The sequence below is a fragment of the Marinobacter sp. bablab_jr003 genome (genome assembly GCF_016464245.1).
GTDB classification, from domain to species: Bacteria; Pseudomonadota; Gammaproteobacteria; order Pseudomonadales; family Oleiphilaceae; genus Marinobacter; species Marinobacter vinifirmus.
Genome location: NZ_JADARC010000045.1, coordinates 1 through 20,943, shown reverse-complemented (window position 1 = coordinate 20,943; position 20,943 = coordinate 1). Strand labels below are relative to the sequence as shown.

The following is a 20,943-nucleotide window of genomic DNA, read 5'->3' as shown; positions in this document are numbered from 1 at the left end:
ATTGAGCAGTACATTGACTACTATAACCACCACCGGATCCGGCTGACATTAAATGGCCTGACTCCGGTGGAGTACAGAGAGCAGGCTGCCGCTGCAGCCTGATTAAACTGTCCAAGTTTTAGGGGTCACTTCAGTACATTTTGCCTCGGCAAATGTATCGGGGGTCTGACCCCGGATTGGGGAGTTGGATGACCTGGTACGCGTTACAACATAAGCCTGCGCAGGGCGATCGGGCGGTTCAGCATTTGCAGAACCAGGATGTTGCCTGTTTCTACCCGAAGATTGAGGTGGAGAGGGTGAAGGGCGGCAAGCGGGCGAAGCGGTTGGAGCCGTTGTTTCCGGGGTATGTGTTTGTGAACCTGGAGCAGACGAACCCGATGTGGGCGAAGCTGCGGTCTACCCGGGGGGTGATCCGGGTGGTGAGTTTTGCCAATAAGCCGGCGGCGATTGCGGATGAGGTGATTGACCACATCAAGGCCAGCATGGATAAGGTGGCGGAGCAGGGTGGTATCAAGCCTGGGCAGGCGGTGGAGCTGGATGATGGGCCGTTCAAGGGCATCGGGGCGATTTTTCAGGCTTACGATGGGGAAGAGCGGGCGATTGTTTTGATTTCGTTTATGCAGAAGCAGCAGCGGGTTAGTGTGCCGGTTTCGGCGATTCGGGCTTAGGTGGTGGTTTAAGAATGGCGCTGGCTTGGGTAGGGAGTCTGACCCGTGGGGTCAGACCCCTTTGTAGCCTTCGGGTAAGTAGCACCTAGCTTGCGGGCTACTCAGGGGTCGGGCCCTACGTGGCCTGACCCCTCCCTTTTGAAACTCCGGGTCAGGTCCCTGGTACATTTGGCGGGGTGAAATGTATCGGGGGTCTGACCCCCAGTTTGCAATTTTTTACATTGTTTTTGCGGTGTAAGTCCTTGATTTTGCATTATTGGCCTAGGGTGTCACTTGTTTGTAACACCGGAACCCGTAGAATCGCGCTGGTTTTCGAGTGAATCCTCTTAACCCTGACAAGGAGTCAGTTGGGAAATCTTCCCTCCGGCACAGCCGCTGCCTCTTTGTCCAAACGTTGAACAAGCCTTCGTATGCCCTCAAAACACTGGACCCTGGTCGGTGGGGCGGTAGCGTGCCTGACGGCGCTTTTTTACACCGCAACTACCCACGCCGCCCCCTGGATTGAACCTGGCGACAGCCGCGCGCGTTTTGCCTTGCAGAAGCTGGCAGACCGTGGCCATTTTGATCGTACGGTATCCACCTGGCCGGTAATGTGGAGCACGGTAACGCAAGACATCAACCCCAGCGTTACCTCAGACCCAACCGCCACAGCCGGCGCCATGGCCTACCTGAATGCCGAAGAACGGGCGCAGTTCCGCTCTGGCACAAGGGCTAAATTCACCCTGGCGGGCAGTACCGAGCAGCCCCTGGTACAAGGCTTCGGCAACGCGCGGCAGGAAGAAGGCCAGGCCACGCTGGACTGGCAATGGCAGGGCGAACACTTTGCCATCGGCCTGTCACCCACCGTGGTGGCCAACCCCACAGACGACGAACAATACCGCTACGACGGCAGCTACCTGGCCGGCACTCTCGGTAACTGGGTATTGGGCGCTGGCGCTATCGACCGCTGGTGGGGCCCGGGCTGGCAGTCCAGCCTGATTCTGTCCAACAACGCCCGGCCCATGCCCGCCGTATGGCTCAACCGCAAGCGGGATCTATCACCAGGCTCCAAATGGCTCAGCTGGATCGGCCCCTGGAACCTCACCGTGTTCGCCGGCCAGTATCAGGACAAGCGCACCATAGACAACGCCAAACTCATCGGCATGCGCTTCACCTTTCGCCCGGTACAAGGCCTGGATATCGGCCTGTCACGCGCCATCCAGTTTGGAGGAGAAGGGCGGCCAGAAAACAGCTCCGCCCTGTGGGACGCCCTCATCGGCCGCGACAACAGCCAGGATGGCGCGCAGAACGACCCTGGCAACCAGCTCGGCAGCATAGGCATCCGCTACGGTTTCGCCCTGGGCCACCAATCCATGGGCCTGTACACCCAAATGATGGGCGAAGACGAAGCCGGCGCCTTCCCGGCCCGCAAATCCTGGCTGCTGGGCACAGACTGGACCACCGGCCTGTTCAACACAGACCAGCAATGGTTCCTGGAATACAGCAACACCACCGCCGATGACTTTCTGGGCGATGCCATGCCCAACGTCACCTACGAACACTTCCAGTACCGCACCGGTTACCGGCACCACGGCCGCAACCTGGCCAACAGCTTCGAAGGCGATGCCGAAACCCTCACCCTGGGCGCGCACCAGTTCTTCGACAACGGCAACAACCTCTCGCTAACCTTCAGCTACGCCGAATTTAACAGCGATGGCCAGGTACGCGCGCAAATGCCAGACCCAGACGTGCGCTACTACATCCCCGCCACCAACCAGAAAACCGGCATCGTCAACCTGGGCTACGGCACCGCCCTGTTCAACGGCCGGCTGGACCTCAACCTGCGGGGCACCGAAAAGAAAATCCAGCTGGCAGGCACAGAGCTGGACCAATGGTCCGCCAGTGCCAGCTGGCGCTACCGTTTCTGACCAACGTCTGAAACCTGACTAATGCAACAAACCCTTAATCCGGCTATCATCACCGGCCTGAAAACCAAAAAACATCCCGGCATTTCTACTATGGTATCGCGTACACTCCTCACCCTGGCCGCCTTGCTGGCCCTCTCCGGCTGCGCCTTTGCCCCCGGCTCCCACATCAACACCAGCGGCTGGAACCCGGATTACCAAAGCCCACCGGAAGAAGACTTCAGCCACCTGGTACAAGTAAAACGCATAGGCCCGGACACCCTGCGCAACGCCATCGTGGCCGACGTACCGCCACCCGCGCCGGACCTGGTTCGTGAAGACAGCGACTACCAATATAAAATCGGCATCGGCGACGTATTGCAGGTTACCGTATGGGACCACCCGGAACTCACCATACCTGCCGGCTCCAACCGCAGCTCGCAGGAATCCGGTAACGTTGTTAACGAAAACGGCACCATCTATTACCCCTACATTGGCTACGTGCAAGTGGCGGGCCTGACCACCCAGGAAGTGCGTGAAGAAGTCGCCAGCCGCCTGTCACGCTTTATTGAAACCCCGCAGGTGGATGTCTCCGTAGCGGATTTTCGCAGCCAGCGAGTCTACGTAAGCGGCGCGGTTGATGAACCCGGTGTGTACCCGCTCACTAACGTACCCACCCGGTTGGTGGATGTGGTCAGCCTGGCTGGCGGGCTGGAAGAAGGCGCAGACTGGCGCAACGTAACCCTTACCCGTGACGGCAAAGACTACCGCCTGTCACTTAAAGCCATCTACGAAACCGGCAACAAACTGCATAACGTACTTCTGCAGCAGGGCGACGTCATCAACGTCCCTCTGGGCGATGACCAGAAAGTCTTCATGCTGGGCGAAGTGGGCAGCACCAAAACCCTGCCCATGGGCCGCAACGGCCTCACCCTGGCCGAAGCCATTTCCAATGCCGGAGGGCTGAATGAGCGCCAGTCTGATGCCACCGGCGTATTCGTGGTGCGGCGTACCGAGAATGCTGACCCAGACAGCGACCACCTCATCGACATGTACCAGCTCAACCTCAAAGACGCTACCGCCCTGGTACTGGCAGACGGCTTCACCCTGAACAACCGCGACATGGTGTATGTAACCGCCGCCCCGCTGGCGCGCTGGAACCGCGTCGTGTCGTTGCTGGTGCCGTCGTTCACCGCCCTGTTCCTGGGTGACCGCGCTGTAAACCTGGGCGACTAACCCCGTATGTTCAACCGCCTACTCGTACTCTGCACCGGCAACATCTGCCGCAGCCCGGTGGCCGAAGCCATGCTCAAAGCCGGCCTGCCGGGTAAAGCGGTCGAATCCGCCGGCCTTGGCGCATTGGTAGACCACCCAACAGACCCAAGCGCCGCCGAACTGGCACAACAAGCCGGCCTGGACGTAAACCAGCACAAAGCCCGCCAGGCCACCACCGCCATGTTCAGAAATGCAGACCTCATACTGGTTATGAGCGAAGGCCAGAAAGCCCGGGTAGCAGAGCTGGACCCAACCGCCTCCGGCAAAACCATGCTCATCGGCCACTGGCTACCGGGCCGCCCAGACATCCCGGACCCCTACAAAAAAAGCCGCGAAGCCTTCGCCCACGTACACCAACTACTCGATGAAGCCGTAACCGCCTGGCTTCCCCGATTGAAATAACACCAAGAGCCACGAATGACCCAAGCAACCAATACCGCAGCAACCAACCGGCAAGACAACGACGAAATCGACATCGGCTTTCTGCTGGGCAGCCTGTGGGATCACAAAATCTTCATTCTGGTGCTGGCCGTTATCTTTGCCATCATTGGCCTGGTATACGCTACCCTCTCTACGCCCATCTATAAGGCAGACGCCCTGGTGCAGGTGGAACAGAAGTCCGGCACCATTCCAGGGGCCGACATGGCGCAAGTGCTGGGCAACCAGGAACCCAGCACCAGCACCGAAGTGGAAATTCTGCGCTCCCGCATGATACTGGGGCAGGTGGTTAACCAGACCGACCTGGATGTACAGGTTATCCCCAACACCTGGCCGGTGATTGGTGAATGGCTGTTGCGCCGCGGCACCCAGCGCCCGGGCTTTGCGGAAGGCAGCGCCACCGTATGGGCTGGTGAAACCCTCAACATTCGCGAACTGGTCGCCAGCCACGACAGCAACACCCTGCAACTCACCCTGCGCTCCGAAGGGCAGGGCAGTTACACAATGCTGGATGCCCAAGGCAACGAACTGGGCAAAGGCCGCGTTAACCAGAAGCTCACCATTGAAAACCCCTGGCTGGAGCTTACCGTAAACGAGCTCACCGCACCGGCCGGCGCCACCTACACCGTGATCAAGCGAAGCCACCTGGCCGCCATCCGTGGCCTGCAAGGCCGCCTGGAAATCCAGCCCCGGGGTAAAGACACCGGTATTCTGCAGCTCAACATCAGCGGGCCAGACGGAAATGAACTGGTACAGAGCCTGAACGCCACCACCAACGTGTTCCTAACCCAAAACATCGCCCGCCAGGCCGCCGAAGCCGACAAAAGCCTCGAATTCCTGGAAGAGCAGGCCCCGAAAGTACGCGATCAGCTCAACGAAGCCGAAAACCGCCTGAACGAATACCGCCTGCAAAGCGACAGCATAGACCTTAGCTTTGAAACCCAGAACGCCCTGAACAGCCTGGTGAGCATTGAAGCCAGCCTGAACGAACTCCAACTGCAAGAAACCGAACTGGCCCGGCGCTTTACCCCCAACCACCCGGTATACCGCTCCCTGTTGGAAAAGAAAGAACAACTGCTGCGCGAAAAAGCCCGCCTGGAAGAACGCACCGGCAACCTGCCAGAAACCCAACAACAAATCCTGCGCCTGAGCCGTGATGTAAAAGTCACCCAGGAAATCTACGTGCAACTGCTCAACCGCATGCAGGAACTGCGGCTGGCCCGGGCCGGCACCGTGGGTAATGTACGCATACTGGACGACGCCGTAGTGCAAGGCCAGGTAGCCCCCAAACGTAACCTGATCGTTGCCGTAGCCGGCATGAGCGGCCTGCTGCTGGCCATGATCATCGTACTGCTGCGCGCCGCCTTCAACCGCGGCATTGTATCGCCGGAACAGCTGGAAGAGCTGGACCTGCCGGTTTATGCCACGGTTCCGCTTTCAGAGGAAGAAAACCGCCGCAGCGCCAGAGGCAAGAAAGCCGGCAAGCGCAAAGGTAAATCCAAAGGCGGCCTTCTGGCGGTACGCAACCCGGCAGACCTCTCCATAGAAGCCATCCGCGGCCTGCGCACCTCGCTGCACTTCGCCATGATGGAAGGCAGCAACAACCGCTTGGTTATCACCGGCCCAAGCCCCGGCATTGGTAAAAGCTTTATGTCGGCTAACCTGGCGGCCATCTGCGCCCAGGCCGGCCAGAAAGTTGTGGTCGTCGACGGCGACATGCGCAAAGGCCACGTACACGAAGCCTTCAAACAGGATTCCCACAACGGCCTTTCAGAAGTGCTCTCCGGCAAACTGGAATTCGCACAAGCCGTCAAAACCTCCGAAGTAGAAGGGCTGAGCTGGGTAAGCCGCGGCAGCGCCCCGCCCAACCCCTCAGAACTGCTCATGCAGGCCAGGTTCACCGAATTCCTGGATTACCTGAGCGAAAACTTTGACCTGGTAATCATAGACACCCCGCCGATCCTCGCGGTAACAGACGCCGCCATCATCGGCAAACAATGCGGCACCACCCTGATGGTAGTGCGCTTCGGGCAAAACACCCCGAAAGAAATCCAGATAGCCGAAAGCCGCCTGGCCACCGGTGGCGTCACCCTCAAGGGCACCATCCTGAATGCCATGGAAAAGAAAGCGGCGACCAGTTATGGCTATTACGGCTACTACAACTACTCCTACAAATCCGAGTAGGCAGGCTACAAAGGGGGCTGACCCTACGCGGTCAGCCCCCTACCCAAAGCCAGCGACGAACTCAAAGCCAGATTTTTTGCCACGGAAACCACGGAAAAACACGGAAAGAAAAGCTTTTGGCCACGGACACTCACTGACGCTCACGGACAAAAGCCAGCACCCCCCACAACCAGCAATCTACAAAGGGGTCTGACCCTACGAGGTCAGACCCCACCCAAGGCCAGCGACAATCACCCGCACAATTGTTGACGGCACAACCTCATACCGCCATCATCTTGTTTAACAAAGCTATTATCCGAGGAGAATAAAGGCCATGGCAGGCTTTCCAAAACAGTGGCCCGAGTGTTGCCCGCCTGATGATGCACAGCCGGCCGAAGGCGTTGTGTACCGAATTTGCCGAGAGAATCCGCCAGCCCCAGAGGACTTCCAGTCCCATGCCGAGCTCGGTAAGTCATCAAAAGGCGACCCTTGCATGCGGCACGGTTTGTCGGTTTTTCGTGACATTTCAGAGGCACAACACCTGACGGGTATTTTTCCAAAGCTGGGCAAGTTGATTTTTCGTGGTGAGTTGACGGCCGAACACGGTAAGATCAAGCCTACACCGGCGAAGCTAAGGCCATCACATGTGACCTGGTGGCCATTTGAAGAAGTTGAACGCGCCGCCGCCTTCACAGTCAGCAGCGAGGGTTAACAATGGACTGGCAAATCAAAGGTCTTACTTGTGACCCCAGTAATTTTCAAAACGTTGAAATTCTCGATGTTTTAATAGACGTTGACGGCCCACGACTGTTCACCGCTGAAACCGGATTGTGTACAGCTTTGGTTATGCTGGTAGACGAAGATGACCAGCGTGCCCGCTATTTAGTGGCACCCACCAATGATGAGATTGTCAGTCAGCTTGAAAAAGGCATTGTCAGCGTCCGAAAAGCGGTAGACCAGCCTGTAGTATGGGTGTTGGAGACTAATCATGCGCTGGAGCCACAAAACGCCTGGCGAACAACCCTGAGTGGCTTGCCTGAATCCGTGTTGCCAGAGAAAGGGCGAATGCTTTGGCCTCACCTGCAACCGGCATTTCGTTTACGCGCCATCGGCGAGGGGCTATCAGCTGGCACGGTGCCTGCCAGCGTAATCCGGCAAGTAGTTGAGGGGGCCAGCACCGCTTTAAGAAAAGCCGCTGCCCACGTGTACAAAGAGCCCGCCAAACAAGGCCGTGTTAGTAATTCCAGAAAGCGTTTGTACGATCTGCCCGTGCAACACTTTGCCTACAACAGCTTCGAAGTGGCATTCAGTCTTCCTGAAGAATCGCAGGAGTGCCTGCTGCAAGACGACGCAGATGCGGAAATGCATCAAATTGGCAGTGCCCTGGCACATGCTATTCGCCGTTCAGAAGGCAGCGACGATAACGATCCCGAGCTTGAGACTCTTGAAATTGAGCTTCTGGAAGCGCTTGAAAAGCTGGTACCACCGTTGTCAGGCATTGTTACAGAGTTTGAGGTGGGCGGAACCATTTTAGGGAAAGGCGATGAAACCTATCGGCTTGGCCGAGAAACATCCAAACGCGTAAAAAGAGTGCTTCAGGCCGTGAGAACAAAAGAAGAAAAAATCACCACCCTGGAAGGTCTTGTATCGGAAATGGACCGCGATAACTTTACGTTCACTCTTCGCCAGACCTCCGATCACAAAGACCATGTATGTTCGTTTTCGGCTGAGATCTTTGATGAAGTGATGGCCGCATTTGTCAGTGAAAGCCGGGTGGCCATCAGCGGGCGAGAAACGCTGAAGAATGGCAACATCGATGTCTCCATTTTTAACGAGGTTAGCGACGATTCCGCCTAGGTTTAAATTTGGAGCAAATGCTTTTTTGCCACGAAAACCACGAAAGAACACGAAAACCAAAAAAGGCTTTTGGCCACGGACGCTCACTGACGCTCACGGACAAAGACCAGCACCCCCACAACCAACAATCTACAAAGGGGTCTGACCCTACGAGGTCAGACCCCACCCAATGCCAGCGACGAACTCAACACCCGAGTACAGCACCAAAATGAAACTACTAGTCACCGGCGGCGCCGGCTTCATAGGCTCCGCCGTCATCCGCCACATCATCACCCACACCCAAGATGAAGTGGTCAACCTCGACAAACTCACCTACGCCGGCAACCTCGAAAGCCTGGCGGAGGTCAGCGATAACGAGCGCTACGCCTTCGAACAAGTAGACATCTGCAACCGCGCCGAAGTAGACCGCGTACTGGCCCAACACCAGCCAGGCGCCATCATGCACCTGGCCGCCGAAAGCCACGTAGACCGCTCCATAGATGGCCCGGCAGACTTTATCGAAACCAACATCGTAGGCACCTACACCCTGCTGGAAGCCACCCGCCAGTATTGGCAGGCGCTGGAGGCCGAAAAGAAAGCCAGCTTCCGCTTTCACCACATCAGCACAGACGAAGTCTACGGCGACCTCCCGCACCCAAGCGAAACACCCAATGCGCAAGAGCACCTGTTCACCGAACAAACCGCCTACGCCCCCAGCAGCCCTTACAGCGCCAGCAAAGCCAGCTCAGACCACTTGGTACGAGCCTGGCAACGCACTTACGGCCTGCCGGTACTGGTCACTAATTGCAGTAACAACTACGGCCCCTACCACTTCCCGGAAAAGCTCATCCCGTTGATGATCCTCAACGCCCTGGAAGGCAAGCCGCTCCCGGTCTACGGCAAAGGCGACCAGATCCGCGACTGGCTGTTTGTAGAAGACCACGCCCGAGCCCTCTACAAAGTCGTCACCGAAGGCCAGCCCGGTGAAACCTACAACATCGGCGGCCATAACGAAAAACAGAACATCGAAGTGGTGCACACCCTCTGCGACATCCTTCAGGAACTCCGCCCGCAGGAACGCAGCTACCGGGACCTGATCACTAACGTCAAAGATCGCCCCGGCCACGACATGCGCTACGCCATAGACGCCAGCAAAATCCAGAAAGAACTCGGCTGGGCCCCGGAAGAAACCTTCGAAACCGGCATCCGCAAAACCGTCCAGTGGTACCTCGACAACCTCGACTGGTGCCAGCGAGTGCAAGACGGCAGCTATCAGCGTGAGCGGTTGGGAGCGGGTGCCTGAAATCAGGCGGGAGCATTGGAGAAGCAAAGGAATGAAGCAACGCAACGGACGCTATAACCCAAAGCGAAAATTACAGAATACGCTACCGGTTGAGGAACTCGAGCAACTGGCAAAAAAAGTCAAATACGGTGGCAACCCAGAACACAAAAGAAATCCAGGCAATTTTGGTCTAACGCCGCCATCACACCCCAGACCCCACAAAACACTGTGTGACGACTGTGGTATCTTTGATAGACGTATTGCAGAATCTCTTTTATCAGAAGGTGCTGAAAAAGGTATCGTGAGCGTCCAAATGAAAGGCCATTGGCCCCAAAATATCTGGGCCGTTACCAGTGAAGGCAATCCAGTTGAGGCGCAACTGGAAAACGAGGTGCAGGGCACTTATCACGGCTATCCGATGCCTGAGGCCGACCCATTGAGGCATGAAATCATCAAACGGTGGAGCCAATCGGTTGACGGTGGAGGGACAGGCCATGCGATTTGATCTGGAGTGGGTTGCAGGGCGTTACGAATCGTCAGTACCAGTTGACTTGCTCACACGCTGCCATTTGGCGCTTCGGATTAAAGGCCACGAACTCTTTCGTCATGAAGATCTTCTGGGAGAGCATCAGGTAAAAGATGCAATAACTGTGTCAGCCTACCCGCTAGCGGTGTGGTTTGCGGCCAACTGGTGGCGCCTAAGATGGGAACCGAGCCCGGGTTCTGGTGATGAAATCTCTCTTCATGACTGGAAAATGAGCCATACACTTGCCGCAGCGGGAGAAGGCTATGCGTGGCCAAATCTCGTGTTTTCCAGTGATGGTGAGAATATTCAGGTTAACCTGAAGCCCTGTCATGGCAGTGCAGAACCACTGCGCTTCCTTGAGAGGCTAGACGCGTGGGTACCGGCAGACGAATACGAAGCCGGGGTTGATGATTTGATCAACCAGACACTGGCCCAACTGAGCGACAGCAACGGGCGGACACACCTCCACCAATTGTGGCAAACCGTTCTGGAAGAACGAGCTAGTCCTTCGCTCACGCTGAATCGGCAGCTGGAAGCGAAGCTGGGCTACGATCCGGAAGAAGCACCTGAACCACTAATGATTCTCCTGAAAGAGCTCGCCTCAGAGCACGGCGAGGGTGCTGTTCAAGAGTTGGCCTGTCTTGGTCACAAAAACGCCAGAAAAGCAATTCATGATACTGAGCAGTACCTGGTCGAATCCGGAGAACTCATCAATTTGCCGATGAGAAGCCTTCGTCGCTTCACATCGCTGCTGAGTGATGGTCACCCAGGCCACCCGTGGGAAAAAGCGCGCGATGTAGCCAATACAGCACGCAAACATCTCGGGATTGATAGGGGCCCTCTGAATAACCGAAACTTGTCGGCCTTGCTGCAAACCTCTGAACAGTTCCTGGAAAGCAACCAGGCTGACAGACGGTTGCCCATAGGCCTTGGAGAAGTGAGCGATACCGGAAGAGCCCGAGTAGCGCTTGGCAAAACCCGCAAGGACTCCCGCCGCTTCATGACGGCGCGGTTAATTGCCGACGGCATCTACGCTGGGGAAACGGGCAACTGGCTCCCGTGCACCGATGCCGCCACGGCAAGGCAGAAATTCCAGCGAGCGTTTGCGCAAGAATTCCTGTGCCCCTATAACGATCTCATCGAATGGATGGATACCACATCCCCTGACGAAGAGACCATGGAAGCCGCTGCAGAACATTTTGAAGTGTCATCGCTTTTGATTAACACCGTAATGGTCAACCACGGCCACATAGCCCAGTCTGAACTGGAAGCCTTCCAGCAAGAAGTGTAAGAGGAAGTTGTCAGCAAAGCCTCAAAGGGGTCTGTCCCCACGTGGACAGACCCCCATGGCACCCAAACCCGGCAACACCCAAACCATGCAAATACTATTACTAGGCAAAACCGGCCAAGCAGGCTTCGAACTCCACCGCACCCTCTCCCCCCTGGGCCCCATAACCGCCCCGGGCAGAGAAGAGCTCGACCTAACCAGCGAACAAGCCGTAGCCGACTACCTGGCCCAAACTCAGCCAAACCTGATCGTAAACGCCGCCGCCTGGACAGCCGTAGACGCCGCCGAAACCCAGCAAGCCGAAGCCCAACGCCTCAACGCCGGCTTACCCAAACAGCTTGCAGAATACGCAAAGGCCAACAAAGCCCGCCTGGTCCACTACAGCAGCGACTACGTCTACCCCGGCACCGGCACAGCCCCGTGGCAGGAAACCAGCCCCACAGGCCCACTGAGCGTATACGGCCAAACCAAACTGCAGGGCGATGAAGCCATCCAGCAAAGCGGAGCAGACCACCTAATCTTCCGCACCAGCTGGGTCTACAGCGCCCGCGGCAACAACTTCATGAAAACCATGCTGCGCCTGGCCGAAACCAAAACCGAACTCAACATAGTGGCAGACCAGATCGGCGCACCCACCCCGGCAAGGCTCATTGCCCAGGTAACCGCACTGGCCATCCACAGCAAACTGGAAGCCGGCCTCTACCACCTGGCGCCAACCGGCGAAACCAGCTGGCAAGGCTTCGCCAAAGAAATCTTCCGCCTGGCCGGTAAAAACACAAAAGCCAACCCCATCCCCACCAGCGACTACCCAACACCGGCAACACGCCCGCTGAACTCAAGGATGGACGTAACCAAATTGCAACAAGCCCTAAACATCCAGCTCCCAGACTGGCAAAGCCAACTGGCGCTGACGCTAAACGAATATCTCGAAAACTGAATAGACCAGGGCACCAAAGCCCCGACGGGGTCTGTCCCTACGAGGACAGACCCCTCTGCACCAAATTCAAGGAGTTCTAAGTGAAAGGAATAATCCTCGCCGGCGGCTCCGGCACCCGCCTCTACCCAATCACCCGAGGCATCTCCAAACAGCTCCTACCGGTGTACGACAAACCCATGATCTACTACCCGCTCTCTGTACTCATGCTGGCGGGCATCCGGGACATCCTCGTAATCACCACCCCCGAAGACCAACAAGGCTTCCAGCGCCTGCTGGGCGACGGGACCCAATGGGGCATCAACCTCACCTACGCCGAACAACCCAGCCCGGACGGCCTCGCCCAGGCCTTCATCATCGGCGAAGACTTCATCGGCGAAGACAGCGTGTGCCTGGTACTGGGCGACAACATCTACTACGGCCAAGGCCTCAGCAACATGCTGCAAGCCGCTGCCAAGCGAGAGAAGGGCGCCACCGTGTTCGGCTACCAAGTAACCGACCCGGAACGCTTCGGTGTCGTGGAGTTTGACGACAACCACCGCGCCATCTCCATCGAAGAAAAACCGGCCAACCCGAAATCCGATTACGCGGTAACCGGCCTCTACTTCTACGACAATGACGTAGTCAACATCGCCAAACAGGTAGAACCCAGCCACCGGGGTGAACTGGAAATCACCAGCGTCAACCAGGCCTACCTGGAACGGGGCGATCTGAACGTCGAATTGCTGGGCCGGGGCTTCGCCTGGCTGGACACCGGCACCTTTGACTCCCTGCACGAAGCCAGCGGATTTATCGAAACCCTGGAAAAGCGCCAGGGCCTGAAAATCGCTTGTCTGGAAGAAGTGGCCTACCGCATGGGCTTCATCGGCGAAGAACAACTGCTGGCCGAGGCGGAAAACCTCAAAAAGAACAGCTACGGCGCCTATCTGAAAAAACTGGTCAAAACAGCCAAGTAAGCGAACTCTATGAAAATCACCGAAACCAAGATTCCCGCCGTAAAACTCATCGAACCCAAAGTGTTCGGCGACGAACGCGGCTTCTTCATGGAAACCTGGAACGAAAAAGCCTTTCGTGAAGCTGGCATCGACGCCACCTTCGTGCAGGACAATCACAGCCGCTCCGTTAAAAACACCTTGCGAGGCTTGCACTACCAGATCAAACAGCCCCAGGGCAAACTGGTTCGGGTAACCCGTGGCGAAGTGTTCGACGTAGCGGTAGACCTACGCACCAACTCACCCACCTTCGGCCAGTGGGTAGGGGAATACCTCTCGGAAGAGAACAACCGCATATTGTGGGTGCCACCGGGGTTTGCTCATGGCTTTCTGGTGACCAGTGACTCGGCGGATTTTCAGTACAAGTGCACAGATTTCTACGCACCCCAATTCGAGCGCTCCATCCATTGGGCGGATCAGAAGCTTGCGATAGCGTGGCCAAGTCCGAATGAACCATTGGTATCTGAAAAAGATCGCTTGGGTGTAGCCTTTGAAGAAGCGGAGCACTTCGAGTGACCGCTCCATTGCGTAGGCTATTGAACTCTGGCCGTGGAGAGGGCCTGAAAGCACAGCTCGTTCGTGGTGCTTTGGGCGTTGGTGGTCTGAAGTTGTTATCGCTGCCTTTGACGCTAGGAACATCGATTCTTCTGGCGCGTGGTCTTGGGCCAGAGGGCTATGGACAATACGTCTTTGTGTTGGCTGTCATATCAATGATGGCTCTACCGGTCGGGCCTGGACTTGGTCAGCTTGTTACGCGTGAGATTGCGAAGTTCCACCACAGTGAAGAATGGGGACTATTCCGGGGCCTGCTGCGCCGTGCCCATCAGTGGGTAGTGTTGGGCTCACTGGTTCTGGGTGTGTTGATCGCCATGTTGTCAGTGCAGAACGCCAGATGGGTTATGGGCGACCGATGGACGCTGTTGCTGCTGGCTACTCTTATGCTGCCACTATTAGGCCTTAACGCGTTGCGAAGCGCTACTCTTCGCGGGCTGAGGAATGTTTTCTATGCTCAGGTACCTGAGTTAATAGCCCGGCCGGGGCTGCATTTGATCATAGCTGCCAGTCTATTACTAGTCGGTGTCCTCAACCCGGCCACCGCCTTGGTTAGCCAGATTATGTCCACTGCTTTGGCTTTCTTTATTGGGGCCTGGTTTCTGTCGCGACTGAAGCCACGCCCGGTAGGTTTGGCTACTCCAGCTTATCGGCAAAGTGAGTGGGGGCGGTCGTTGTTGCCATTTACACTGTTAGCGGCGGTGGCCATTCTTAACGGCCAAATTGGTATCCTTGCATTGGGCTGGCTGGGAACGGACGCCGAGGTGGCTTCGCTGCGCATAGCGCAAAACGGCGCTATGCTGGTGGTTGTTTCACAAGCAATAGTTAACCAGGTTATTGGCCCGCATGTGACCCGTGCTCGCCAAAATAATGATGAATCCCGCCTGAAAAGCCTTTCCAAGCAGTCGGCGCGGGGGGCATTAGCCGTCGCTCTTCCAATTGCTTTGCCTTTGATCTTTCTGGGCGCGCCAATTGTGGGATTTATTTATGGCGAGACTTATCAAAATACGGTTCCCCTTCCATTGATAATTCTCGCCATTGGCCAACTCGTAAATGTAGCCTTCGGCTCCGTTGGCCTCTTCTTGACAATGAGCGGCTTCGAACGTGACACCCTTGCTGGACAAGTGGTTGCTCTTGCTGTGAATGCAATAGCTGCCATTATCCTTATTCCGCCATTTGGTGTCGTGGGGGCAGCAGTTGCTATAACAATTGGCTTAGTCACTTGGAACGTCGTATTGGCCACTCGCTTTGTCAAACGGCTTGGATTTACGCCTTCAGCATTTTAGTGAGGCTGTATGATTATCAGCGACGAATATAAATTCGTGTTTATCCACATCCCCAAATGTGCGGGAACCTCCGTTCGCAAACCACTTGAACAGTTTGACAGCTGTCAGGGCTCGTTTACAGCACGAGTTGGCAGCCACCCAACTTTCGGTCGGCTGGATTACGTGCATATCCCTCTATTTATCTTGAAAGATCACTTCCCTAATGAGTTCAGCGCCGTTAAGGATTACTGGGCCTTTGCCGTGGTACGAGACCCGTTTGCTCGTTTCGCTTCTTCTGTGTCTCAGCGGCTTAAAATGTACAGCGATCAACCTCTCCAAAAGCGTTCAGAGGATGAGATTCGTAGCTTTATTGACGAAAGTATCGACTACCTATTATCCCAGCCACGGGACAAACACCTGTTACCACCCGAATACATCCACTTCCAGAAACAAGTTGATTACATTGAGCTGGATGGTTCTCGTGTAATCGACAAAATTTATACAGTGGATGAGGTAGATACTTTATTGGCAGATCTGGGGCGCAGAGTTTCGCAGGATTTGCAGGAAGGCTCTTCTGCTTACGGAGGGATTCAAACCAACCGCAGCGTGGTTTTCCGCAATGATTTTCTGCGCCGAGTAATCGAAACCGGGCGCCCGCTCACGAACATCGTGAGTGCTGTTTTACCGGAGAGTGCAAAACAAAGAATTCGAAAACGGGTATACGTTCCCCGGGATCAACGAATGAAAGACCTCTTTGCCGCTGATTATGTTCGGGCGTTTATTAACGATTATTACGCCGATGATATCCGGCTTTTTCAGAAGGTCAGCCAGCGCGATCGGAGTGAGGCAGAGTGAAAATTTCTATAGCTATGGCCACCTACAACGGTGCCCAGTACATACAAGAGCAACTACAAAGCTTATTAAATCAATCACGACAACCAGATGAGCTGGTAGTTTGTGATGACGGCTCGACTGACCAAACGTTATCGAATCTTGAAGAATTCGCGAAAGAAGCGCCCTTCCCGGTGCGCATCTACCGGAACGAGCAGAATCTGGGCTACTCGGACAACTTCCTTAAAGCCGCGAAATTGTGTGAAGGAGACTGGATTGCATTCTGTGACCAAGATGATGTCTGGCTGCCTAATAAACTCCAGGCAGTGGTTGATGCAATTGAACAGGACTCAGGCCTGACAATGGTTCTTCAAAATGCTGAACTTTGCGATGGCCAGCTAAATCGGCGCGGAAGGCTTTTTCCAAATAAGATTAGGCCGGGAACCTATGGTCCTAATTCACAGTACGGGTTTTGGGTTTGGTTGGGTTTTTTACAAACTGTTAGAGCAGATTTGATCTCCGGGTTGGATGCTTCGGAACGCCCTCCTAATTATTTCCCCGGGCACCAATGGCAATCTCACGATAAATGGACCTGCATGATTGCAAATGCCTTAGGGGGGATAGCGGTTTTGGCGGAACCAGTAGCTCTATACCGTCGGCACGAGGGCGCGCTCACCGGTAGTTATGCAGGTAAAACCGTTCGGGAGCGTGTGAGTGAATCTCGAAAGGTTGGTGGTGAACATTACCGTTTCTTGGCTGACGTTGCAGCATTGTCAGAGTGTTATTTGGAGCGGCTAGCGACGGAAACTATTGAGGAATCTTGGCGCAAATCCTTCAAGCATTCTGCGGAAGCTTTCGGACGTCTCTCTGAAATTCAGACGCTGCGAGCCGATCTGTATGAAGCAGATGGCGTGGTGGCAAGAGTTGCACAGTATTTTCAGATTGGGTCAAAGGGGGGATATCTGGGGCCGAAGTTTGTTGCTATGGGCTGGAGAAGCGCCGTGAAGGATATTGCCCGGCTTTCCTTCGGAGCGCGAATCTCGACAAGGATAGTTTGATGCGAATCGCCTTTTTTATTCCCGACCTCCGTGGCGGCGGCGCTGAGCGGGTTTGCCTGCTTTTGGCTCGGGAGTTTCTTGCCAAGGGTCATGATGTTGATCTGGTGTTGTTGCGAAAGCAGGGGATGCTGCTTGACCAGCTACCTGCTGAGGCGCGGGTTTTCGACCTTCGGGCCAGTCGAGTGCGAAAGGGTTTTTTGCCGCTGGTGCGGTACTTGAAGTCGGAGCAGCCGGATGCCCTGCTGGCTTCGATGTGGCCGTTGACTACGCTCTCTGTGGTTGCCGCAAGGGCCGCGCTATATACAGGGAAGGTGGTGGTTTCAGAGCATTCAGCTCTGTCTTGTTCGCCCCAAAACGCAGGCTTGTCAGGCATGGCGCTTCGAGCAAGTATGCGTTGGGTTCACGCACATGCCGACGGTGTTATTGGGGTTTCCAAGGGTGTTGTTAAGGATCTCCATGGGCTTGGGTTGCCCGCGAAAAGTGGATTGGTTATTCACAACCCGGTTGCGATTAGCGATGAGATGACTATTCCGGATAGCTGGGCGAGCCACCCTTGGGTGAATGCTCCGAAATCCCAAAGACTATTGGCGGTAGGGTCAATCAAACCAGCAAAAGATTATCCGACTTTGCTCCGGGGAATTAAAAAGGTTGTCGATTCCGGTAAAGATGTGTCGCTCCTGATTTTGGGTGTAGGGCCACTCCAGAACCAGCTGGAAATGCAGTGTCGAGAGATGGGAATTGCGGAGCACGTGCACTTTGGCGGGTTTGTGAATTCCCCTGGTCCTTTCTACCGTGCAGCAGGTCTATTCATTCTCTCATCCGCCTGGGAGGGGTTCGGAAACGTTATTGTTGAAGCAATGGCGGCAGGTACTCCGGTAGTGTCAACCGATTGCCGTTCCGGACCGGCTGAAATTTTGGAATATGGCCGCTATGGTCGGCTCGTACCGGTTGCTGATGTGGCTGCGTTGGCGAATGCAATTATCGGTTCTCTGGAAGCCACTCACAACGCCGAAGCTTTAAAGGCCCGTGCGGCTGAATTTACTCCCGAAAAAATCGCCCAAAAGTATCTAGATATACTCAGTGCATAAAACCTCATTCGAAACCAGAGATCGAGCATAAGGTGCCAGTATGACATTATCAGTCAAGCAGCAGCTCCGGCTTCGCGCGAAGTCGGTCGAGTTTCGATTGCCGTTAAGTATTGAAAAAGCGGCTGTTAAAGTGGTACCCGGGCTCCGCTCTGACCCATGGCTCCCCGGTGAGCGTGAACAGGGAGTAATCTTCACGCACGTACCCAAGTCGGCGGGCACTTCGATTGTCGACAGTCTATTTGGCCAAAAAAGCCGTCACGTCCCTATCCTGCGTTATGCAGCACATGATGAACAGAGGTTCGCTGAGTCATTCAAATTCACGTTTGTTCGTAATCCCTGGTCTCGAATTCATTCTGCTTATCATTATCTTCACCGTGTCGTCGGCAAGGGCGATAAATTCGTAGACTGGACTTGGGCTACGCATTACCTGTCGGATGTACCTACGTTCGAGCAATTTATATTGCGTTTGCGTGACCCCCGTTACCTCCGTGAGGTAAAGAGATATGCGCATTTCCGGGATCAGATGGACTGGATCTCGATCCCTGGACGGGGGGGGGTGATGGATTTTATTGGCCGTTTCGAATCGCTGGATGCAGATTTTCAGAATGTTTGCGATCGATTGGGGCTAAGGGATCTATCGCTCCCTCAGTTGCGGCCCGGCACTGGTCAGGATTACCGAGAAGCCTTTACGGCAGAAATGGTTGATATCGTTGGCGATATATATCAGCGGGATATTCGTGCGTTAGGATACGAATTCTAATTATTTAGACAACATTGAGAAGAGCGTGCAAAAAAAAAATATTCTGTATATTACTAGGACGGGGATGTTGGAGCCATTGGGGCAAAGCCAAGTGCTCTCCTATCTTAAAGGGCTGTCAGGTCAGTATAGATTCTCACTGATAAGCTTTGAGAAGAAGGAGGATCTGCGTATTGGTGTAAATGTCGAAAAAACTAAGAAAGACTGTGAAAGCCACCAGATTCGGTGGCTACCTCAAACATTTCACTATCGGCCAAGGATAGTAGCACCCGTCTGGAGTATGTTGATTTTCCTTTTTCTCTGCCTTCGAGAGGTCAGAAAGGGAAATGCCGATCTCATTCATGCTCGTTCGTATATTCCAGCCGCCGTTGCTTTGATTGTTAATAAGCTTACCGGAACTCCTTTTGTTTTTGATATGAGAGCTCTGTGGCCTGAGGAGCTAATTACGGCGGGCAGGTTAAGGCGAGGTTCTTTCATCCATAAAGCGATAGAGTGGGTGGAAAGGGCCTGCCTTAAAAATGCGTCTTCAGTGGTATCGTTAACGCATGCCGCGGTCGATTATTTACACGAAAAATACCCAGAAGAGTTGCGCGGCCAGAACATAGTAGTAATACCGACATGTGCCGACTTGGAAAGGTTTGTGCCGATTGTAGGTGTTCATGAGAACCAGCCAATATATAGCTGCTGCGGCACGGTTCTAAGTGGGTGGTTCCATCTAAATTGGCTCGCGAAGTTCTTTCAGGTGGTTGCGGAAAATGATCCATCTGCACGATTTGAGGTAATTACTCGGGATGATGCGAATGATGTAAGAAGTCAGCTCGGCGGGGGGGAGGGCTTCCAAGCACGCCTAGATGTATTTGGGTTGCCCTCTTACAAAGTTCATGGAGCGATACAGAAGCACACTGCTTCTGCAATGTTCTTTACTCAGGGAGTGAGTAAGTTAGGCAGTTCTCCTACAAGAATGGGTGAGATCCTGGGTTGTGGCTTGCCGGTAGTTGCTAATTCTGGCGTAGGTGACGTCGCACGTATAATTGAACAATACGGTGTGGGTGTCTTGGTTAATGACGGCTCGTACGAGTCTATGAAAGTGGCTTTCAAAAAGTTGACTAGTCTAAGGACGGATCCAAAGTTATCAGAGCGATGCCGGAGAGCGGCAGAAGAAATATTTTCGCTAAAAAGCGGACAAGAAAAATATGGCCAGCTTTACAACCATATTTTGTTAAAAGATGATAGTCAAAGCGCTGATTGACTAGGGCAGGAGCTTAGATTCAATGGAAATGAGAGTGTCCATCGTCACGGTAACGTACGGTAATCGCGCCAGCTATGTTAGGCAGCTTGTCGAGGCCGGACTTGCTGCTGGGGCGTGTCAGATCTTCATTTTCGACAATGGTTCACCTCAAGGTAACCGAAAAGAGCTTGAGGCGATCGTTGGCGGCGAAGAAGGGGTGTTTCTTCATAGCGAACGCTCAAACCTCGGCTCCGCCGGTGGTTTCAAGAAAGCGTTAAGCTGGGCTTCTGAAAGTGCAAGCTCGAGCCACTTCTGGATACTTGATGACGACAATATTCCAGAGAAGGACGCATTGAGTTCGCTAGTGCAGGCCTATTGTTATCTGGGAAGTTGCCAAGTGAATGTTCTGGTATCTTACCGAATGCTTATGGATAAAGTAGCTAATAAAGTGGTACACAAACGTGAACTGCTTGATTCGGTTACTAAAGGGTTCCTAGTTGGTCAGAAAGTTTCGTTATTCTCCAAGATTATAAATAAATTCAAAAGGAATATAGTCAAGCCGGACTCGGTGATAAATTACCCAATAGTGCGGAGAGTCAGGGCGTCATGGGGTGGGCTTTTCTTTCATAAAAGTATAATTGATGATGTAGGGCTCCCTAATGAAAGCTTTTACCTTTATGGGGATGACTTTGAGTACAGTGATCGGATGTATGATTCTGGAAAAGAGATATTTACCGTTTATCAAAGTCGAATCATTGATATAGACTCACAGCCAAACTCCAACGGGTTCTTTTCTGAATCTCAGTCAGAGCTCAAAGTCTATTATGCAATTAGAAATCATGTTTATCTTGATTATCGCGGAGACTTGTTATCTTGTGT

Annotated in this window: 21 protein-coding genes; all 21 read left to right on the top strand. The window is 54.4% G+C overall.

All coding sequences use genetic code 11. The features are described from left to right. On the top strand, window positions 1-102 hold a 102-nt coding region (locus H3Z84_RS05255), incomplete at its 5' end, for an IS3 family transposase (RefSeq protein WP_199456745.1). An 86-nt stretch (window positions 103-188) separates the two neighbouring features. Further along, entirely contained in the window at window positions 189-668 is a 480-nt protein-coding gene (gene rfaH / locus H3Z84_RS05250) for a transcription/translation regulatory transformer protein RfaH (protein WP_199456744.1), read from the top strand. A 410-nt stretch (window positions 669-1,078) separates the two neighbouring features. Further along, a complete protein-coding gene (locus H3Z84_RS05245) occupies window positions 1,079-2,575 on the top strand; it encodes a capsule assembly Wzi family protein (RefSeq protein ID WP_199456743.1) in 1,497 nt (498 codons plus the stop codon). 21 nt (window positions 2,576-2,596) lie between these two features. Beyond that, the gene (locus tag H3Z84_RS05240; RefSeq protein ID WP_228285731.1) at window positions 2,597-3,787 is read left to right on the top strand and encodes a polysaccharide export protein; all 1,191 of its coding nucleotides are present in this window, start codon (window positions 2,597-2,599) and stop codon (window positions 3,785-3,787) included. Window positions 3,788-3,793: 6 nt separating this feature from the next. Continuing rightward, window positions 3,794-4,228 (top strand): low molecular weight protein-tyrosine-phosphatase, encoded by a 435-nt coding sequence (locus tag H3Z84_RS05235; protein WP_199456742.1) that lies wholly within the window; start codon window positions 3,794-3,796, stop codon window positions 4,226-4,228. 15 nt (window positions 4,229-4,243) lie between these two features. Beyond that, on the top strand, window positions 4,244-6,448 hold the full coding sequence (locus H3Z84_RS05230; RefSeq protein ID WP_199456741.1) for a polysaccharide biosynthesis tyrosine autokinase: 2,205 nt from the start codon (window positions 4,244-4,246) through the stop codon (window positions 6,446-6,448). Window positions 6,449-6,761: 313 nt separating this feature from the next. Next, window positions 6,762-7,139, top strand: a complete 378-nt coding sequence (locus H3Z84_RS05225; RefSeq protein WP_199456740.1) for a hypothetical protein — start codon at window positions 6,762-6,764, stop codon at window positions 7,137-7,139. 2 nt (window positions 7,140-7,141) lie between these two features. Further along, the gene (locus H3Z84_RS05220) at window positions 7,142-8,284 is read left to right on the top strand and encodes a hypothetical protein (protein ID WP_199456739.1); all 1,143 of its coding nucleotides are present in this window, start codon (window positions 7,142-7,144) and stop codon (window positions 8,282-8,284) included. A 208-nt stretch (window positions 8,285-8,492) separates the two neighbouring features. Continuing rightward, a complete protein-coding gene (gene rfbB, locus H3Z84_RS05215; RefSeq protein ID WP_199456738.1) occupies window positions 8,493-9,566 on the top strand; it encodes a dTDP-glucose 4,6-dehydratase in 1,074 nt (357 codons plus the stop codon). Window positions 9,567-9,597: 31 nt separating this feature from the next. After that, entirely contained in the window at window positions 9,598-10,050 is a 453-nt protein-coding gene (locus H3Z84_RS05210) for a hypothetical protein (RefSeq protein ID WP_199456737.1), read from the top strand. Continuing rightward, window positions 10,040-11,362, top strand: a complete 1,323-nt coding sequence (locus H3Z84_RS05205; RefSeq protein ID WP_199456736.1) for a hypothetical protein — start codon at window positions 10,040-10,042, stop codon at window positions 11,360-11,362. Before H3Z84_RS05210 ends, H3Z84_RS05205 begins: the two co-directional genes overlap by 11 nt. 85 nt (window positions 11,363-11,447) lie before the next feature. After that, window positions 11,448-12,296: a dTDP-4-dehydrorhamnose reductase gene (rfbD, locus tag H3Z84_RS05200; protein WP_199456746.1), complete on the top strand. Its 849-nt coding sequence runs from the start codon at window positions 11,448-11,450 to the stop codon at window positions 12,294-12,296. 80 nt (window positions 12,297-12,376) lie between these two features. Beyond that, entirely contained in the window at window positions 12,377-13,249 is an 873-nt protein-coding gene (gene rfbA / locus H3Z84_RS05195; RefSeq protein WP_199456735.1) for a glucose-1-phosphate thymidylyltransferase RfbA, read from the top strand. A gap of 9 nt (window positions 13,250-13,258) precedes the next feature. After that, window positions 13,259-13,801, top strand: coding sequence for a dTDP-4-dehydrorhamnose 3,5-epimerase (gene rfbC, locus H3Z84_RS05190; protein WP_199456734.1), 543 nt, complete (start codon window positions 13,259-13,261; stop codon window positions 13,799-13,801). Next, complete coding sequence (locus tag H3Z84_RS05185) at window positions 13,798-15,123, top strand: oligosaccharide flippase family protein (protein ID WP_199456733.1); 1,326 nt, start codon at window positions 13,798-13,800, stop codon at window positions 15,121-15,123. The genes rfbC and H3Z84_RS05185 overlap by 4 nt, the downstream gene beginning before the upstream one ends. Before the next feature lie 9 nt (window positions 15,124-15,132). Beyond that, on the top strand, window positions 15,133-15,957 hold the full coding sequence (locus H3Z84_RS05180) for a sulfotransferase family 2 domain-containing protein (protein ID WP_199456732.1): 825 nt from the start codon (window positions 15,133-15,135) through the stop codon (window positions 15,955-15,957). Continuing rightward, a complete protein-coding gene (locus tag H3Z84_RS05175) occupies window positions 15,954-16,991 on the top strand; it encodes a glycosyltransferase family 2 protein (RefSeq protein WP_199456731.1) in 1,038 nt (345 codons plus the stop codon). The genes H3Z84_RS05180 and H3Z84_RS05175 overlap by 4 nt, the downstream gene beginning before the upstream one ends. Further along, a complete protein-coding gene (locus H3Z84_RS05170; RefSeq protein WP_199456730.1) occupies window positions 16,991-18,079 on the top strand; it encodes a glycosyltransferase in 1,089 nt (362 codons plus the stop codon). The genes H3Z84_RS05175 and H3Z84_RS05170 overlap by 1 nt, the downstream gene beginning before the upstream one ends. 40 nt (window positions 18,080-18,119) lie before the next feature. Next, window positions 18,120-18,839 (top strand): sulfotransferase family 2 domain-containing protein, encoded by a 720-nt coding sequence (locus H3Z84_RS05165; protein ID WP_199456729.1) that lies wholly within the window; start codon window positions 18,120-18,122, stop codon window positions 18,837-18,839. Between the two features lie 25 nt (window positions 18,840-18,864). Next, window positions 18,865-20,085 carry a glycosyltransferase gene (locus tag H3Z84_RS05160; RefSeq protein ID WP_199456728.1) on the top strand — a complete coding sequence of 407 codons (1,221 nt, stop codon included), beginning with the start codon at window positions 18,865-18,867 and terminating at the stop codon, window positions 20,083-20,085. A gap of 22 nt (window positions 20,086-20,107) precedes the next feature. Further along, the coding region (locus tag H3Z84_RS05155) for a glycosyltransferase (protein ID WP_199456727.1) at window positions 20,108-20,943 on the top strand (836 nt) is incomplete at its 3' end.

What these genes read in the sequence shown, in the direction of transcription:
- H3Z84_RS05180 (WP_199456732.1), top strand. Translation starts at nt 15,133, where the DNA reads ATGATTATCAGCGACGAATATAAATTCGTGTTTATCCACATCCCCAAA.
- rfaH (WP_199456744.1), top strand. Translation starts at nt 189, where the DNA reads ATGACCTGGTACGCGTTACAACATAAGCCTGCGCAGGGCGATCGGGCG.
- H3Z84_RS05210 (WP_199456737.1), top strand. Translation starts at nt 9,598, where the DNA reads ATGAAGCAACGCAACGGACGCTATAACCCAAAGCGAAAATTACAGAAT.
- H3Z84_RS05240 (WP_228285731.1), top strand. Translation starts at nt 2,597, where the DNA reads ATGCAACAAACCCTTAATCCGGCTATCATCACCGGCCTGAAAACCAAA.
- H3Z84_RS05165 (WP_199456729.1), top strand. Translation starts at nt 18,120, where the DNA reads ATGACATTATCAGTCAAGCAGCAGCTCCGGCTTCGCGCGAAGTCGGTC.
- rfbB (WP_199456738.1), top strand. Translation starts at nt 8,493, where the DNA reads ATGAAACTACTAGTCACCGGCGGCGCCGGCTTCATAGGCTCCGCCGTC.
- rfbD (WP_199456746.1), top strand. Translation starts at nt 11,448, where the DNA reads ATGCAAATACTATTACTAGGCAAAACCGGCCAAGCAGGCTTCGAACTC.
- H3Z84_RS05235 (WP_199456742.1), top strand. Translation starts at nt 3,794, where the DNA reads ATGTTCAACCGCCTACTCGTACTCTGCACCGGCAACATCTGCCGCAGC.
- H3Z84_RS05170 (WP_199456730.1), top strand. Translation starts at nt 16,991, where the DNA reads ATGCGAATCGCCTTTTTTATTCCCGACCTCCGTGGCGGCGGCGCTGAG.
- rfbC (WP_199456734.1), top strand. Translation starts at nt 13,259, where the DNA reads ATGAAAATCACCGAAACCAAGATTCCCGCCGTAAAACTCATCGAACCC.
- H3Z84_RS05205 (WP_199456736.1), top strand. Translation starts at nt 10,040, where the DNA reads ATGCGATTTGATCTGGAGTGGGTTGCAGGGCGTTACGAATCGTCAGTA.
- H3Z84_RS05225 (WP_199456740.1), top strand. Translation starts at nt 6,762, where the DNA reads ATGGCAGGCTTTCCAAAACAGTGGCCCGAGTGTTGCCCGCCTGATGAT.
- H3Z84_RS05220 (WP_199456739.1), top strand. Translation starts at nt 7,142, where the DNA reads ATGGACTGGCAAATCAAAGGTCTTACTTGTGACCCCAGTAATTTTCAA.
- H3Z84_RS05230 (WP_199456741.1), top strand. Translation starts at nt 4,244, where the DNA reads ATGACCCAAGCAACCAATACCGCAGCAACCAACCGGCAAGACAACGAC.
- H3Z84_RS05245 (WP_199456743.1), top strand. Translation starts at nt 1,079, where the DNA reads ATGCCCTCAAAACACTGGACCCTGGTCGGTGGGGCGGTAGCGTGCCTG.